The following is a 13161-nucleotide window of genomic DNA, read 5'->3' as shown; positions in this document are numbered from 1 at the left end:
ATTTGATCACCCGAATTTGATCTAGTCGATTTGGCGTGTGAACTAGACTCCGTAGCAAATTGTTAGAGAAGGATTTTGGGTGACATCTTAAAGTCCTTCGTTCAAGATTTTTTATAAAGGTTTTTCGGCTAATTATTTGTTGGTTGTCCATCTAATTTTTACTTCCGTTTAGGTTAATAACCGGAAATCTTGCCGAAGGACTAGTACGCAATCGCGCTACACCATCCATAGACTCAAGCGTTGAAATTAGATCATCGACGTTAATAGGTTTGAATAGATAATCTGTGCAGCCGTGATTTAACACCCAAGCTGTCTCCATTTGATCGCCATGTGGATCAGCAACGAATAAAAGCGGTAAGTTAGGATACTTTCGCAAGCGCGAGATAATTCCCATCGCTGGACGTTTCAGGTCACCGTCAACAATTGCCAAATCATAAGCGTCTTGTCCGATCATTTGGGTTTTATCTAACTTGTGCACAATTACCACTTTCCCAGATTCTGGCCATCGCATTTGCACTACGTTAGAAATCAGAGATGAAGTTGCCTGATCACGGGAGATAATCAGGATATTCATGCGCACAATGATAGACAATCAATCTATCGAAAGGCGTAAAAAACGGTAACGAGTTGTAATTAGCTAAATAAAGTCAACGTAAAGAGTTATAGGTTCAGATAAAGAAATATAAAGGGAAGAAGGTAGATGCTACACCATTACAGGTTCATTAACTCTCGTTTCTGGGGGAATGAGTCGATAACCAAAACCAGTCTCAGTGAGAATTAATGAGGGACAACGTGAATTGTCGCCGAGTTTTTTCCTTATGTGTTCAATATAAACCCTTAAACTGGCCGATGAATCAACAGAATCATCCCCCCAGACTTTTTGGGCGATGCTTCGGTGGGAGACGGTATTACCCATGTTCTCTACCAAATGGCGTAAAATTACATGTTCCGTCCGGGTAAGAGCCACTTCCTTATCGCCGAGGTATGCCATGTGGAGAGAGGCATGTAATCGAAGCATCCCTGCAACCAAAATCTGGTCGTTTCGGTTAGTCGATATTCGTCGCATTAAAGATTTCGTACGCGCCAATAATTCTAAGGGCCGGAGTGGTTTGATGAGATAATCGTCCGCACCAAGTTCAAACGATCTAACCAACGACGATTCATTTTGATTTGCATCTATGACGATCAGGGGAACAGAGGAAAACAAACGAACACTTTTAACCATTTCAAAACTGTCAATGTCAGGCATTGTGAGATCAAGAATTATCAAGTCAGGCAAACGTTTTTCAATCGTTTCCCATGCTTCAGCGCCGGTATGAGCCGCTATAATCAAGATCCCATGCCAACACATCTTAAAAATGGAGTTGATCGCCTCCAAATCTGCTCGCACAGGTTCGATAACTAGAAATCGCATTGGTCTCACCCTCAATAGAGAGATAGTAGACGTCTACTAGTATAGGTCTACTATCTGTTAGTGTCATCGTCCTAAAGTATTAGAACCAAGAATTTTTTAGGATTGACTCTAAACGACCAATTAAACAGTTATTGTTGCTCGAGCTGTCGAATAAAGATAGAATGCTGCAGAAAGGATGGGCTCTTGCAGTGCCTAAGAAACCCGCGGTCACTCCATCGCCAACAATAGATCTTGACTGGTATTTAAGAATTTTGCTTTTCCAAAGTAGCCATTTGCTTACGAAGTTATGGTCACGTTGGCTAAAGAAAAAGAAAATTAATCTTAGCGGAGAAGCATTCGCGATATTACATGAAATCAATAACTTCAATGGTTTGCCTACTCCGTACTCGATAGCTAAGTCTGTGATTTTTGAACCTGCAGCAGTGTCGGCAATGATCGGCAGACTAGAAAACCAAGGTCTGGTCACTAAGCATAAAGACCTCAAAGAGAAACACATGGTTAGAGTAGAACTAACTCAAAATGGAAGGGATCTTTTCGAGAACGCCAGACAAGACATTGAAGCCGCCGGCCATGATTCGATGGAGTGTTTAACTGATATTGAAAAAGAGTTTTTGGCAAATATACTCCTAAAGCTCCGGGATCATTTATTGCCTCAGGTATACAAACAATCTAAAATACTAGTTGAATATAAAATAAATCTAAAGTAAATAGGAACATCGAATATCCTACGTCGTCCCCCCTTAATAGCTCAAAGGAAATCCACTCCAGGATAAGTCGTGCTTCAGGCAGTGTCCGACTCCTTGAAAGAGACAACATCTAAAAACACCCGAGGGACAATTGAACTCCTTCGGGCGAAATCCTATCGATTCATTGAAAAACATCCGGTTGCGTTTCGGAGAGCGCACGACTCTCCTCCGTCTCCCCGTCCAGGTCACTTTATCTGCTTTTGTTCAGGTGATTGTTTTTTAATTTTGATTATTCCACTCTGCTGGGCGACTGATTCACTTCGCCCGTGCTAGTTTCCAGTCACTATCCAGTCGAAGCTAATTTTCCAGTATCGTCTACTTTCCAATTACCAGCCTACGGTGGATCATTCAAAGCTAAATCTACTATCCTGCTACTTTCCTCTTTAGTATCTTGTCAAAGCTATTTTTACTTTCCAGTCAATACCCTACGCCTTCCTAAATGAGATACTAGAAACAGGATAGTGGAAAGTGATAAGTGCCGAAATAAGCAAAAATATGACAGTGACCTAGGAATTAAAACTGACAGGGTTTTGTATTAAACACGAAGCGCCACCGTGTTCAGTCTCTGACATAGAGACTCTAGTCAATCGATTCAAATTTTTTCCCGTCACAAGAAGCTAGATTGTTATCTTGATCTAGGCGCACCCACATTCATCTCGGGGTTAGGCTGAATGTTAAGCTAAAAGTTCTGTCTATTGACTGATAGCGCCCACCATCCACCCAAAGCAATTTGAATCTTCGCTTTTTGCCGGTGTTATAATTTCCTAATGGCCCAGCAGTCCAACGACGTTTTAGTCCGCTGCTACCTGACCTTACGCAAGGCGGTAGGCATAATCGGCATCTCGCTGCCTTTCGTCCTTGTGATCGGCAAATGGATATTCGAAAGCCCCGGCATTCAAAATTCCATCAGTTCCTATTACTACACCGGCATGCGAAACATATTCGTCGGAAGTCTGTGCGCGATCGGCGTTTTTCTTTTTTCATACCGAGGGTACAAGGGCGACGGTCCGGCTGGCATCCTTGCATGCATATTTTCGATCGGAGTGGCTTTGTTTCCGGCGACACCGGAGATGCAACCATCAGACCTGGCAAAGACAGTAGGCACTTTTCACCTGATCTTTGCGGCCTGCATGTTCCTGATGTTGGCCTATTTTTCGTTGTTTCTCTTTACAAAAACAGATCCCACCCAAACTCCAACTCCCCGCAAGCTAGAGCGTAATATCGTGTATCGGGTCTGCGGCTGGGTTATCCTGGGGTGCATACTCGTCATGTTCCTCGGGGGAATACTGCCAAAGAATGATGCGATCAACGCGTTGCATCCGACTTTCTGGCTGGAATCGATCGCCATCGTAGCCTTCGGCGTGTCATGGCTGGTCAAAGGCGAGGCGATACTGGGGGATTTGCCACAAGGCTGAAAAAGAGTAAGGCACACATCATGGACAATTTGAAATACCATTTCGTGACAAAGTGGCACTTTGATGCTCCACCCGATCGCGTTTGGTCACTGATCCGGGATGGTGAAACGATGCCCCAATGGTGGCCGGGGGTGAAGCGTTTTGAAATTATTGGTCATGACAAATCGCTCAAAATCGGTCAACGTATTAACGCCGCCGTCCAGGGATTAGTCGGTGAGCTCGCTTTTACCCTGGAAATCACCGAAATCGAGAACGGGAAGCGGCTGAAAATGAAAGTAACCGGCGACCTTGAGGGTGAGGGAATCTGGACTCTCGAGGAGGAGGGCGATGGCTGCCGAACCATTTACCAATGGGATGTATCAACATCCGGTTGGTTGATGAACGCACTCGGTATAGTTTTCAAACCAGTGTTGATGTGGAATCACAACCGCGTGATGGTAAAAGGTTACGAGGCAATCAAAACAAAACTGATTTTGAACTGACTTTCTCAGAGTTTAGAAGAACCGCTTTAACCAATATTTCTTTAGCCATTGCTTTTCCCTTCCACCCCGTCGCACCAGCGGCTGTACTCACACGTGTTCTAATGATACAAGCGTTTTCCGCATTTCCGCCGCGTAATGGACTTAGGTTGCTTCTTCCCTAACAAAGTGAGGTTGACCACTATATTCGCAGCAAAACTATTCAGGAAATGGAAGCTTTATAGAAAATCCTTTGTTTTGAGCGGATGAAACAAGAATTCACAATGTTTTCACTCATCCATATAGGGTTTCAACGCCAGAGCGAGTACTATAACATTATCGAATATCAAGGGGTGGACGAAGTGATGCTGCAAGATTTTGCCAGAGCTATCAAAGGAAGAGTAATTCTCCCGAATAACCAGGACTATGATACAGCCCGGAAACTTTTCTACGGCGGATTCGACAGGAAGCCGAAAGCGATTGTTCGAGTCAAGGATGCATCAGATGTTCAGAAAACCATCGCTTTTACCAAAGAAAACAATTATGAGTTGGCAGTCCGTAGCGGCGGACATAGCGTTGCCGGTTATAGTGTTATCGACGATAGCATCGTGATTGACTTTACCGACATGCGGCAACTCGAAATCGATACTGAATTGAAAACAGCATGGGCGGAGCCCGGACTCACCTCAGGTGAGGTCACAAATGAACTTGATAAACATAACCTTGTACTTGGATTCGGTGACACCGGCTCAGTAGGCTCGGGCGGAATTACTCTGGGCGGAGGTGTTGGATATCTTGTTCGAAAATTTGGACTGACAATCGATAACCTATTAGCCGCAGAGATAGTGACTGCTGATGGGAAGATTTTACGAATAGATAAAGACAATCATCCTGATCTTTTTTGGGCGATTCGCGGCGGTGGCGGCAACTTTGGCGTTGTCACGAAATTCAAGTACCAACTTCATGATCTTGCCGAATGTTATGGTGGAATGATGTTTTTACCCGCAACCGCCGAGGTGATTGCGGGTTTTGTGGATATTGCCCAAAAAGCCCCTGACGAATTGTCGACGATCATCAACATTATGCCGACTCCTCCGATGCCCGGTATTGATAAAGACCAGATCGGTAAACTCTCGGTAATAGCGCTGATGGTCTACGCGGGAGACCCAAAAGAAGGTGAAAGAGTGATCGCTCCTGTTCGCGCGCTCGCTAAACCTATTGTGGATATGGTCAAACCGATGCGGTATAAGGAAATCTATTTCCCGGAAGATGAGAGCTACCACCCGAAAGCCGTTGGGTTAAACCTGCACTTGAACACGATCGACTTTAACTTAGCAAAAATCATCGCTCATCTCAATTCGATTGACGCGCCGATGCGGGCGCTTCAACTAAGAGTTCTCGGTGGTGCGATGAGCCGGGTTCCGATTGACGAAACTGCCTATGCCAACCGGAAAGCTCCTATCATGGCCAATATCGCGGCTTTTTATGGAACCGAGGATGAACGAAAAGCGCGCCAACAATGGGCGGAGTCATTCGCAAAGTTGCTCGACCAGGGAAATCCCGCGGTGTACGTCAATTTTCTTGGGCTTAATGAGAAAGACAGGATAAGAGACGCCTATCCCGGTAAGACCTGGGAACGGTTGGTGGAAGTCAAAAAGCGTTATGACCCTGCGAATTTCTTCCACAATAACGCGAATATTTCACCTACACCGGTTCGTCAGATTCATCCAGCGCAACGGTCAAAATAAGGGCGTTCTGCGATACGACCACAACTTTGCATCCCGGCCGAATTTCAGGTCCTCCCGTTTGTGCCGACCAATTCTGCCGACCGATCCTAACCAGCCCTTTTTTCCTGCCGATAATGGTTCCAGCAATCCCTTTAATCCCAACCTGATTCTCGAAACCCAGGCTGGGTTTTCGCTTCACCACCACGAAAGCCCAGGCTCCGGAGAATAAAAAAAGGACCGCGAGCAAGACCACGAGCCAGACAGGCACCGATATCCCGAATTTCGGCAGAATCCACACCACCGCAACGACCAGTAGCAGTTCATCGAGGAAAGACGCGATTATGGCGATGATGATCCTGGGATTTATCCGTTTCACAGCGTGATTATACAGCGTTCGAGAAACAAAGAGCCTTCGCAAAGAGGGCTCTTTGACATCGTTCGAATTGACTACTTGTTGTGTATTCTCTCCCAAGCCGCCGTTATTTTGTTGGCCTGGTCCAGTTTTTCCACAACCTCCTCAATGTGAACCCAATGTTAGATCGTAAGATTAGATCCATGTTACCGTGTAAACGCGGTGTAAAAGCTTCACTCTGCCAGATTCACCTCAACCGGAGCCCTTTCAAAGGTGGCGGCTTCCAGCAAAGCCATCGGTTTGAAACCGAGCAATCTCCCCAGAACCCCGTCCGGGAAAATCTCGAGGCGAGTCCGGTAAAAGGTGGCGATCGAATTGTAATAGTCCCGGGCGAGCGCGAGCCTTTGTTCGGTCTCGGAGAGAGACGTCTGCAACGCCAGGAATGACTGGCTGGCCTTGAGATCCGGATATTTTTCAGCAACGATCGACAACCTGGCGGCGAGGCCTTTAAGTTCTCCGTCCCGGGTATCCATGGTGAGGGTCTGTTGGTTTCGCAGCTCGGCGGCCAATTGCTGAAGTCCGCTTTCGTGGGCTCGGTAGCCCTCGACGGCGGCCACCAGGTTGGGAATGAGATCGGCGCGGCGTTTGAGTTCGACATCTATCTGGGAGAAACCCTGGCGCACTCTCGCCCGGAGGTTGACCAGGCTATTGTAGGCAGTCCAGACCCAGCCGATAAATGCAGCCAGGCCATAAATGAACGCCGCAAAAACGACTGGAACGACTATACTGGCAAAAACTGCGGTTTGGCTGAAATAGACTCCCGCCCCAACCATCGCCGCAACCAACCCTATGCCGAGCCACAGCCAGTACCATACTCGGAAGATGTCGCTGTGCTGTTTCTCGGGATGCACGGAGACGATGAATAAGGAGCCCTTGCTGGCGGCGATTTCGGCGGCAACGGCATCAGTGCGGACGCGCGCCTGGCCGATGACGTAAATGCCGGTATGAAGCGGTATCGCCTCCTCGATAAAGCGCCGCCGGTGGGTCGAGCCGGAAATCGAACGGTCGGGGCCTTTGCCGTAGTAAAGCGGATCGTCGCGCTTGACCTCTTTCTTGAATACCTCCTGGCCGTGTACTTCCGCCCCACCCGGCAACACGCGGATAACGCCGGTGTCATCTTTGAGGAACACGGGAACGCTTTTCGAGCCTTTTTCGACGCTCTCCCAACCGCTGTGGGTCGTCGGACGGCCTTTGGCATCAACAGAGGTTCGGACATAGTGCTCCTCAACCCTGTAGCTGTACCAGACGCAGCGGGCGGCAGCGAGGTAGCTTTCGAGGGGGGTCTCGCTTTCGGCGGTACCCTTGAGTTCGGAAAGGCCGATGAAGACGCCCTGGGTCTTCGAAGTGGGCGTGTCATCGATGAGGTGACGGCGGCGGTAGAAATGGAAAGCGACAACGAGGCAAACCATGGCGATAACCGCGGCGCCGATGAGGATGAAGGGCGAGACATTTGAATTTGGCATGGCGTTATATTATCACTTTCGGTTCAAGATAATATCAAAATCCAAACAACGCCTAAGTATCAACTAACAAAAAGGGTTCCCCAGTCCAATTGCCAGATGGGAAACCTCCCTCACCCTCTGATCCTTCTCCCTGGGAGGGGCTATATAAGAACAAACGTAGGGATTGGCAAGAATTGGTGTCCCTCATCCCTCAATTGACAACAGTGCATCACCGCCCTGTTTGAGCTGCGGTGGTTATGGGGTATAAATAATTAAGATCAACCTGGAAGGCGCGAACTGTTGACCCACGTTCTTGAATTCATAAGTTTAGGGATAAGCCTTATTGCCGGCGTCATCATTATTTATGGCGTCGTTATTGCCATCATCAGAGTTGCGCAGGAGGAATGGGGCCAGTTCGAAGCTGGAAATGACAAGCTGTTCAATTTTGAAAAGATCCGCTATTCCCTGGGCTCACATCTGCTCCTGGGAATAGAGTTTCTGATAGCCGCGGACATCATGCGCACCATCGTGACCCCGACGCTGGAGCAACTGGCGATCCTTGGCGGCCTGGTAATCATCAGGACAATCCTGAGCTATGTCCTTGAGAATGAAATCAAAAGCCAGAAGTCAGACTAACCTGTGATGTAAAGGGACACCAAACGGCTGGCTGTGACCGGGAACATACCCAGCCACAACCACGCCGCAATATTTTCTTTCCGACACTGGAGTATGCCAGCTTCAGTGCTTCATCCCGGCCATGGTATGAACCGCGAAGTACCCCAGATTAACTTCCTGCTTGTGAGCGGTGAAAGCCGAAAGGACCTCGCCCTTCTCTTTAGCGGGGACCTTATAAAAGTCGAGCGTTCGGGCCAGAACATTGGCCACAGCATCGAACTCCTCAGGTGAGATGTGAAGGTTATAATGGGCTTTTTCCAAACCCATCTGAGTTTCGCCTGGCCGGGTTCCAACGTAATTGAACGGCCCACCGGCGACAGTACAGACCCACAGCGTCCGCATGAATTTTAGACCGGGCAACCGCTCCGCCTGGTGGGTGCCCCAAGCCCTCAGGTCGGGATTCGGCGAATTCAGTCCGGCAACCGGATCTTTCAGAATATCGTCGCTGAACTTGTTGACCACCGCCGCAATGGCAAACACTCCGCCGAGACGTTCGTACAATGTTTTTTCCGCCATGACATTCTCCTCCTAAACTTATGGTGATTTCAATCATGGACCCCCGGGGCACCTCCATATATCCGTAAAACTACCGAATTTTCACCTCCAAACGCCCTTAATTTTTAGCGCAGAACATCACCTCGACTATCAGAATATTATGAGCTCCAAAAGAGCCGTAGTAATATTGGAAATGAATGGATTTTAAGGAGGTCGCCCACATGGCTACCACAAACATCACCGCTGACCACGGCAAACAGGAGGTCATCGTCGAGAGGGAGTTCGATTACCCCCGGGAACTCGTTTTCAGGTGCTCCGTACACCCGGAGCTTATGGTACAGTGGATGGGTCCCCGAGATATGGAAATGACGTTCACTTATCTCGAAGCCAAACCGGGAGGCTCTTACCGGTTCACTCACATTAATCCAAACGGCGAGGAGTTCGGTTTTCATGGAGTTTACCACGAAGTAAAAACGCCCCAACTCATTATCGATACATTCGAGTTCGAAGACATGGCCGGACACGTATCGCTGGTGACGACTAAATTCGAGGAACTGCCAGACGGCCGCTCCAGGGTGACGGAGCAGACCGTGTTCCAATCAGTCGCCGACCGGGACGGCATGCTTCAATCGGGGATGCGGGAGGGCGTCATCGAGTCCTATGAACGACTCGACGGGATTCTGGAGAAACTGGTAAAAGAAGAAGAATTAAGGGAAACGAGACGGGACCATATCTAATTAAAAGAGGCGGGCAGCCCACCTCTTTTATTTTACCAAATTAGTATTAACTTGATCGAACAATTTTGGGTAGACCTTCGGATAATACCCGTTTGTCCCAGCCGCCCGATTCCCCCTATAATGTCCCCCAATGAGCACGCCTAAAATCATCGCCATGGTCGGCATGGCCGGCGCCGGCAAGACCGCCGCCTCGAAAATGTTCGAGAGTCACGGTTACACCCGCATCCGTTTCGGCGATGTGACGGACGAAGAGGTTAAAAAGCGCGGACTGCCACTCAACGAGGCTAACGAGCGCGCCGTGCGCGAAGCACTGAGGTCCGAATTGGGGATGGCGGCTTACGCCAAACTTAACTTGCCCCGCATCGATGAAGCTTTGAAAAAAGGGCCGGTGGTTATCGACGGGATGTACTCCTGGGAGGAGTACCTGTTCCTCAAGGAGCGCTACGGGGACAATCTGGCAGTGGCGGCGGTATGGGCTTCTCCAACTACCCGAGCCCAGAGGCTTTCGACACGCGCCGTGAGGCCCCTGACACGGGAAGAGACATTCTCCCGCGATAAATCAGAGATCGAAAAGGTTTCCAAAGCCGGACCGGTCGCCGTGGCGGATTACATGGTGGTCAACGGCGGCAGTTTCGAGGAACTGCGGGCGCAGGTGGAGCAGTTGATGCACCAACTCGATGAAAACGCCGGTAATAACACATTCGGGTGAAATCAATACTACCAATGTTAAATACTACCAATACTACAAATAATCCAGTATCCACAGCCCTCAAACGGCCCAACATCGATGAATATTTTCTGAAAATCGCGGCAGTGGTGGCCGAGAGAAGCACCTGCCGGCGGCACCATGTCGGGGCGGTGGCGGTCAAAAACAAGCATATCCTGACCACTGGCTACAACGGCGCTCCCGCTGGTACCCGTGACTGTCTGGAACTCGGCTGCCTGCGCGATCAGAAAAACATTCCCTCCGGCACCCGCCACGAGATCTGCCGGGCGGTCCATGCGGAGCAGAACGCCATCATCCAGGCGGCGCAGCACGGGGTAAATTTGGAGGGGGCGACTGTCTACTGTACTCACACCCCCTGCATCCTGTGCGCCAAGATGCTAGCCAATGTCAGAATCAAGCGGTTCGTGAGTTACGGCAAGTACGCCGACGACTCCTTCATCGATCTGTTCAAAGAAGTCGGCATTGAGGTTGAGATAAGACCCCGGCCGCCGGCTTGCATCGAGTTTTTGGACTAAAGCCAACTACAGAATGCTGGTTCGATAGAACCCAGCATTTTTATCTAAGCCATATCCTCGAAGACTTCTCGCCATTCTTTCGGAAGGGAACAGTTCTGCGGACAATTCCTGAACATCGGCAGGATCTGGTGGTTCTCGTAGCCAGCCAATCCGCAACCTACCCTGGTTACGAAGAACTTTTTCGCCGGATTTTTCCCGGCGTATTCGATGAAATCGTTGACTGATTTTTCGATTTCGGGGAGGCTCCTGGGTTTAAAACTGCCGGTCTCGGTGGGGATAGCGTAAGATCGTCCGGTAGGTCCCATACCAATTCCCGGTTCCGCGCCAAACTGTTGCCTGGCTAACAGCGCGGCACCGGCGGTGTGAATACCCTTGAGGTTGCTGCCAAAAACAAAAATCTCCGAATCAGCAGGGAGGGTGTGGTCGGTGTGGTATTGCACCATTTCCCAAACTTCCTTTCCCAGTTTTCGATCGAGCGACGCTAAATATTACAAAATATCACTCCTTTAAACAAATATGTAATTCCGATCTACCAAAAGAAAGGGAAAGGGCTGGCGTACTACGCCAGCCCTTGTGACACGATATTATTTTATAGTTCAGGGACCGTGGGGTATTAGTTGACGGGATAGAAACGTACTTGAATCAATTTGGCACCATCGTTCTGGAATTGCCAGAAGTAAGCCAAGTCAGAGAAATTATAGTCGTCGGTGACCCAAGCGTCGAGTCCAGCCATATAGTCAAATACCCACATGCCTAAGCCTTGTTCGTAGTTGGATTCGCCGCCAGTGAGGAATCCAAACTGATCCTCGGAAGTGTTAACATAGAAAAGAGTGGAAGCGTCCGTCCACACCTTACCTTTGCTAACTGAAACGTCTCCAACAGGAATGTAATACCAAAGTTGGCCGAGGTTGTCGTAGGCTTGGACCCATCCAGTGATGTCAACAGTTCCTGAAGTCTTGGGCATTTTGGCCTTGACCGCAATGTAAACGCGATACTTGCCGGGGCCAAGCTGGAAGGATCCCTGACCATCGGTGGCATTGCCGTCGAGAACAGCAAATTCAGAACCCTGGGTCATATTGATTTTGACGCCAGCCATCGTAGTCTGGTCCAAGTTGTTCGGGGTGTTCAGATCAAACTCGAAATCCGAGGTATCGGTTGGGACGAACATTGTATGCCGGTCGGGATTGTTATAATCGCCCGGCATTGTCTTGGATTTACCAACAAGATTTAGATTGAAGTGGGCGCCGTTAAAATCAATTCCTTTCGGTGCGGCCGAAACAACCAGCGCTCCGGAAAGTACCATGACAAATGCCATGGCAACCATGAGTAAAATCCTTTTCACCGTTTCTCCTCCATTTTCAAAATGATGACAATCCATGGATCGTCGGCGATTATTGATTTGCACCACCTCCTCTGTTCATGAAATCCCCGGGAATATTTGGTAAAACCCTACCAATTATTTGCGCCGAAATAGTGTATTTCAAGATGCATTTAGTTTATCTGACCTAACCAAAAGTACTACTTTTAATGATTTATGGAATTTTCATCAAAAATGATGTCAACAAACACCGACATACGTTTATTTATTATCAAATATATTTATTTTTGTGTTTGCATTATTTCATACAAAAAATGGTGAATGTTGTTACCACTTAGTTAAAAATTTAAAAACAAACGGCAGTTTTCAGCCCATTTGTCGAAATTCCACTTCTGGTGGTTATCCAGAAGAAACCCAGAGGCCGGCAATCGACAGCCGCCAATGACGTCACAATGAAGAAAGGAAAGGATAATGAGTCAGATCAGTCAAGATCCGAAAATATCTTCGATGCGTCTATCGAAGAGTTCAGCCATCTTGAATGCCAGCGGCAGGCTGGGGTCGTACTTTTCCTTTTCGATGGCAATAATGGCTTGCCGGGAGACGCCCAGCCGCTGCGCCAGGTCTTCCTGCGTCCAGTCCCGCTCAGCCCGAAGTACCCGCAGTCGGTTTTTCACTGGTAGTGCCTCCAGGCGATGGTGTAGCCGATCACGAGCATCACTTCCAGAAAGTAGCCGGCATCGATGAACCGGAACGGCAGGCTGACACCAGCCTCCATGAGGAAGCCGACGAAGAAGATCACCGGAAGGGCAATCATAAAAGCGATGGATAGACCCTCAAGGATGATCCTCTTCTGGACCTCGTCTTGCCCCAATGTGTAGCGGAAACACAACCAGACCTGGTACACCAGCACCGCCACGGGCACCATGCCGATCAGGATCCTAACGGCAAGGTTTGTGTGAAGTATTCCCAGCAGCGTCGCAGCAAAGACCCAAGCGATCGCCATGGCGACGGCTGTGAGATAGATTGCTTTATCGGTGACTCGATTCTTCATAAACTCCCCCCAACCTGATATCGAGCGTA

At 48.8% G+C, this 13161-nt stretch carries 17 protein-coding genes; 8 read left to right on the top strand and 9 right to left on the bottom strand.

The annotated features are described in order from the left end of the window. Positions 1 to 151: 151 nt before the first annotated feature. Positions 152 to 592: a response regulator transcription factor gene (locus tag HX448_RS09995; protein ID WP_102331061.1), complete on the bottom strand. Its 441-nt coding sequence runs from the start codon at positions 590 to 592 to the stop codon at positions 152 to 154. 111 nt (positions 593 to 703) lie between these two features. Beyond that, complete coding sequence (locus HX448_RS09990; protein ID WP_102331060.1) at positions 704 to 1414, bottom strand: response regulator transcription factor; 711 nt, start codon at positions 1412 to 1414, stop codon at positions 704 to 706. Between the two features lie 188 nt (positions 1415 to 1602). Here HX448_RS09990 and HX448_RS09985 point away from each other — a divergent pair, with 188 nt between their 5' ends. The 4 genes from HX448_RS09985 to HX448_RS09970 all read left to right on the top strand — a co-directional run bounded on the left by HX448_RS09985 (position 1603) and on the right by HX448_RS09970 (position 5781). Beyond that, positions 1603 to 2121, top strand: a complete 519-nt coding sequence (locus HX448_RS09985) for a MarR family winged helix-turn-helix transcriptional regulator (RefSeq protein ID WP_226846765.1) — start codon at positions 1603 to 1605, stop codon at positions 2119 to 2121. 806 nt (positions 2122 to 2927) lie between these two features. Then, positions 2928 to 3575 carry a DUF998 domain-containing protein gene (locus tag HX448_RS09980; RefSeq protein ID WP_102331059.1) on the top strand — a complete coding sequence of 216 codons (648 nt, stop codon included), beginning with the start codon at positions 2928 to 2930 and terminating at the stop codon, positions 3573 to 3575. A gap of 20 nt (positions 3576 to 3595) precedes the next feature. Next, positions 3596 to 4057 (top strand): SRPBCC family protein, encoded by a 462-nt coding sequence (locus tag HX448_RS09975; RefSeq protein ID WP_102331058.1) that lies wholly within the window; start codon positions 3596 to 3598, stop codon positions 4055 to 4057. Between the two features lie 242 nt (positions 4058 to 4299). Beyond that, entirely contained in the window at positions 4300 to 5781 is a 1482-nt protein-coding gene (locus tag HX448_RS09970) for an FAD-binding oxidoreductase (protein WP_226846763.1), read from the top strand. On the opposite strand, the gene HX448_RS09965 is transcribed toward HX448_RS09970, so the two are convergent. After that, positions 5738 to 6136, bottom strand: a complete 399-nt coding sequence (locus tag HX448_RS09965; RefSeq protein WP_162485949.1) for an NfeD family protein — start codon at positions 6134 to 6136, stop codon at positions 5738 to 5740. The genes HX448_RS09970 and HX448_RS09965 overlap by 44 nt on opposite strands. Before the next feature lie 209 nt (positions 6137 to 6345). Further along, positions 6346 to 7635, bottom strand: coding sequence for a LemA family protein (locus HX448_RS09960; RefSeq protein WP_226846761.1), 1290 nt, complete (start codon positions 7633 to 7635; stop codon positions 6346 to 6348). 279 nt (positions 7636 to 7914) lie between these two features. Between HX448_RS09960 and HX448_RS09955 the strand changes: the two genes are divergently transcribed. After that, on the top strand, positions 7915 to 8250 hold the full coding sequence (locus tag HX448_RS09955; RefSeq protein ID WP_162485948.1) for a DUF1622 domain-containing protein: 336 nt from the start codon (positions 7915 to 7917) through the stop codon (positions 8248 to 8250). A gap of 102 nt (positions 8251 to 8352) precedes the next feature. Here the strand turns inward: HX448_RS09955 and HX448_RS09950 are convergent, their stop codons facing one another. Beyond that, entirely contained in the window at positions 8353 to 8805 is a 453-nt protein-coding gene (locus HX448_RS09950; protein ID WP_102331055.1) for a globin domain-containing protein, read from the bottom strand. Positions 8806 to 9005: 200 nt separating this feature from the next. Between HX448_RS09950 and HX448_RS09945 the strand changes: the two genes are divergently transcribed. The 3 genes from HX448_RS09945 to HX448_RS09935 all read left to right on the top strand — a co-directional run bounded on the left by HX448_RS09945 (position 9006) and on the right by HX448_RS09935 (position 10763). After that, a complete protein-coding gene (locus HX448_RS09945; protein WP_102331113.1) occupies positions 9006 to 9521 on the top strand; it encodes an SRPBCC family protein in 516 nt (171 codons plus the stop codon). Positions 9522 to 9651: 130 nt separating this feature from the next. Further along, positions 9652 to 10230, top strand: a complete 579-nt coding sequence (locus HX448_RS09940; protein ID WP_102331054.1) for an AAA family ATPase — start codon at positions 9652 to 9654, stop codon at positions 10228 to 10230. Between the two features lie 14 nt (positions 10231 to 10244). Then, positions 10245 to 10763: a deoxycytidylate deaminase gene (locus HX448_RS09935; protein ID WP_102331053.1), complete on the top strand. Its 519-nt coding sequence runs from the start codon at positions 10245 to 10247 to the stop codon at positions 10761 to 10763. A gap of 44 nt (positions 10764 to 10807) precedes the next feature. Here HX448_RS09935 and HX448_RS09930 read toward each other — a convergent pair whose 3' ends face one another. The 4 genes from HX448_RS09930 to HX448_RS09915 form a co-directional block, all read right to left on the bottom strand. Beyond that, positions 10808 to 11206, bottom strand: a complete 399-nt coding sequence (locus HX448_RS09930) for an A1S_2505 family phage non-structural protein (protein ID WP_102331052.1) — start codon at positions 11204 to 11206, stop codon at positions 10808 to 10810. Between the two features lie 170 nt (positions 11207 to 11376). After that, the gene (locus HX448_RS09925; protein ID WP_162485947.1) at positions 11377 to 12105 is read right to left on the bottom strand and encodes a hypothetical protein; all 729 of its coding nucleotides are present in this window, start codon (positions 12103 to 12105) and stop codon (positions 11377 to 11379) included. A gap of 461 nt (positions 12106 to 12566) precedes the next feature. Continuing rightward, a complete protein-coding gene (locus tag HX448_RS09920) occupies positions 12567 to 12755 on the bottom strand; it encodes a helix-turn-helix transcriptional regulator (RefSeq protein WP_102331050.1) in 189 nt (62 codons plus the stop codon). Next, on the bottom strand, positions 12752 to 13132 hold the full coding sequence (locus HX448_RS09915) for a hypothetical protein (RefSeq protein ID WP_102331049.1): 381 nt from the start codon (positions 13130 to 13132) through the stop codon (positions 12752 to 12754). The genes HX448_RS09920 and HX448_RS09915 overlap by 4 nt, the downstream gene beginning before the upstream one ends. Positions 13133 to 13161: the final 29 nt, after the last annotated feature.

This window comes from Dehalogenimonas etheniformans, assembly GCF_014672715.2.
In the GTDB taxonomy this organism is placed as follows: Bacteria; Chloroflexota; Dehalococcoidia; order Dehalococcoidales; family Dehalococcoidaceae; genus Dehalogenimonas; species Dehalogenimonas etheniformans.
Note: the sequence above shows the minus strand (reverse complement) of the source record. Positions and strands in the feature narration are given on the sequence as shown.